This is a genomic window from Micromonospora sp. NPDC052213 (genome assembly GCF_040679695.1).
Taxonomy (GTDB): Bacteria; Actinomycetota; Actinomycetes; order Mycobacteriales; family Micromonosporaceae; genus Micromonospora.
In genome coordinates, this window is record NZ_JBFAVI010000313.1 from 1 (window position 1) to 2,841 (window position 2,841).

The 2,841-nt window shown below is 70.4% G+C and carries 2 protein-coding genes; both read right to left on the minus strand.

Annotation, left to right across the window (positions count from 1 at the left end; translation table 11 throughout):
- Positions 1-183: 183 nt before the first annotated feature.
- Positions 184-1,386: a DUF6004 family protein gene (locus AB0L34_RS33445; protein ID WP_350687465.1), complete on the minus strand. Its 1,203-nt coding sequence runs from the start codon at positions 1,384-1,386 to the stop codon at positions 184-186.
- 370 nt (positions 1,387-1,756) lie between these two features.
- Positions 1,757-2,841 (minus strand): metallopeptidase TldD-related protein (locus AB0L34_RS33450; RefSeq protein WP_363709632.1); only part of this gene is annotated, 1,085 nt, incomplete at its 5' end.

Consider the following 2,841-nt stretch of genomic DNA (forward strand, 5'->3'; position numbering starts at 1 on the left):
GCTCCGTACCGATGTAGTTGTGGTTGAGCATCCGGGCCTCTTCCTGGGCCAGGACGACAACCCGTCGCGCTCGGTCGGTGAACCGCTCGAACATGTCTGCCACCCCTGGAGAGTGACGCCGTCCCGGGTGACAGGAGGCCACCCGGGACGACGTCTTTCGGGACTACCAACGGCGGTTGGTCGTCACGCGCTGACGTAGGCTTCCGAGCCCACCAGCGCGTCACCCAGCTTCATCGACACACCGGTCAGGCGCGCCCGGGACTCGCCGTCCTTCGTCCGCAGCGCGGCGTCGGCGTGCTCGGCGGTCAGCAGCGTGCCGGTCGGCTCGATGTCCTTGAGCTGGCCGCTCAGGTGCACCGGGGCCGCCGCGTAGAGCGTGGCGGACGGGGTCACCAGCTCGAAGTGAGCGTCGAAGTGCAGCTCACCCGGGTAGCGCAGCCGGCTCAGGCTCTCCTCGTTGCCGTCGCCGAGCTGGCCGCCCGAGACGGTGAAGAAGCTGGCCCGCAGCATGACCTTGCCGCCGAGAGCCGGGCTGTTGCCCACCAGCGCCACGCGGGCGAGCTGGGCCAGCACCCCGGAGCCCTGGTCGTGCTTCTCCGGCCCGAAGAGGAGGATCTCGGCACCCGCGGCGAGCGGGTAGTCGCCGGCGAGCTCGATCTCCTCGGTGCGGCCGTTGACCTCGACCTTGATCTTCGCCTCGGTCGAGGCCTGGATGATGATCGACGGGTCGACCAGCATCGAGACGCACGGGCCGATGCTCGACGCGAAGAAGGCGCTCGGCGTGTTGCCGACGGCCTCGTTCTCGTCGTTCGACGGGTACCACGCGGCCGGGAGGTTGGTGCCCCGGACCACGTTGTGCGCCGGCATGACCTCACCCTGGTCGCCGTACGGGCGGCCGAGGAACGGCGAGGTGAGCGGGGTCTTGTACGGCGGAAGGCCGTCCACGATCCCCTTGACGTCGATGACACCCCGGTGGGCCAGCCGCATGGTGCTGGTCTCCAGGATGCCGAACCGCCGGATGTAGAACTCCGCGGGGAAGTTCTTGCCGGGCACGATCTGCTTGATGTGACCGGTGTTCGGCAGGTACGGGTTCGACAGGATCTGGATCCGGTCGTTCAGCGTGTAGCTGAACCCCTTGATGCCGACCTCGGGGGCGCTGATGAGCTCCAGGTTGAAGCTCGCCGTGCCGTCCTCGTCGACGGTGTGCTTGAACCCCGGCATCGGCCACTTGTTCATCTGCACGAAGCCCGACAGGTTGATCGTCTCCCGACGGCCGCCGTAGTAGTCGTCACCGAAGACGACCGTCGCCGCAGCCAGGATGTGCGGCCGCAGCGGCTTCGGCTCGATGTTGAGCGACTCGTAGGTCTCTCTCGCCGTGTCAGTCACGGCTCCACCTCCCTGTTTGCCCCGGATGCCCTGACGCCCTCTGTGACGCTCTGCTCAACCCGGGAGGACCACTGACCCGAACGCTATTGTTTTCTAAAGTAACTGTCAACGGGCCCGCAGTGATCGTTTGCGAAATAATGTCCGGTTTCACTGATGGTTCAAGGGGATCATCCAATGGGGAGGGTTGAATCCTCGCAGGCGCACATCCCACCGACGCTATTTGTTCGTATACCGCTTCGGGGCCGCATGGTCGGGGTGCCCCACAGGCTCGGGTGAGGCCGCGCCCGTCCGCGACGGGCCGCCGGCGTCAAGCCGGGGGCGTGCCGGAGGGCAGCCGGCGTCAGCGGTACGCCGGCCGGATCGGGCGCGGTCAGACCGCGTGGGTCGCCGCGGTGAGCCGGAAGTCCTGGACGCGCAGCATCGGCATGGCCGTACGCGCCACCGCGTCGCCCCAGTCGCGGGCCCGGGTCGGCACGGTCCGGCCCACCTCGGTGACCCGGGCGGCCATCGCCAGGGGGCTGTCGTTGAAGCGGAAGTTGTTGACCGCACCGACGACCTCGCCGTCGCGCACCAGGTAGACGCCGTCCCGGGTCAGCCCGGTGAGGGCCATGGTGGCGAGGTCCACCTCACGGATGTACCAGAGGCTCGTCACCAGCAGGCCACGCCGGGTCGCCGCGATCAGGTCGGCGGCCGACGCACCGCCCGGCCCCTCCAGGATGAGGTTGTCCACCGCCGGCGTGAGCGGCATGTCCAACTCGTCCGCGCTGTCGCGGGTGTGCACCAGCGACCGCAGCCGACCCTGGTCCCACCAGCGGGTCGCGCCCAGCGGAAGGCCGTTGTCGAACACCGATCTCGTCGGCGTCGACGCCGGCGCCACCAGGAACGGGGCGCAGCGTAGCCCGTCGGCCGCCGGGTCGCTGCGCAGGGTCAGCGGCACGCCGGCGAGTTGCTCCCCGATCCGGGTCCGGCCCCCCGGTCCGCTGTAGACCGTCCGCCCCTGCGCCGCCGCCCTGGCTCCCGCCGTGGTGTAGGCGTAGTTCATCAGGTCGGCGACGGCGGTCGGCGGCAGCAGGCACTCGTAGCGGCCGGGCGGCACCTCGAAGCGTCGCCGGCCCCAGTGCAGGCGCCGGTCCAGCTCGTCCTGCAGCGCGGCCACCGAGACGTCGCCGAAGTCGGTGGTCACGGCGTTCGTCCAGACCGGGAAGCCGTCCCGGTCGCGGGCGGTCAGCTCCAGGTGCCCGGCGGGCTCGTCGTGGCGCAGCCGCACACCCGTGGAGGTGCCGAGGAACGTGCTGCGCATCCGGTGCTCGGCGTACCCGTGCAGCACCCGGCCACCGCGCCGCGCCCGGCCGAACCCGGCGGCCAACTGGTCGACCAGCCCGGTCAGCACCGTCGGCGGCGCCGCCGGGACCGGGTCCTCCCAGTGCGGCGACCCGGCGCCGGAGGCCGGCAGGG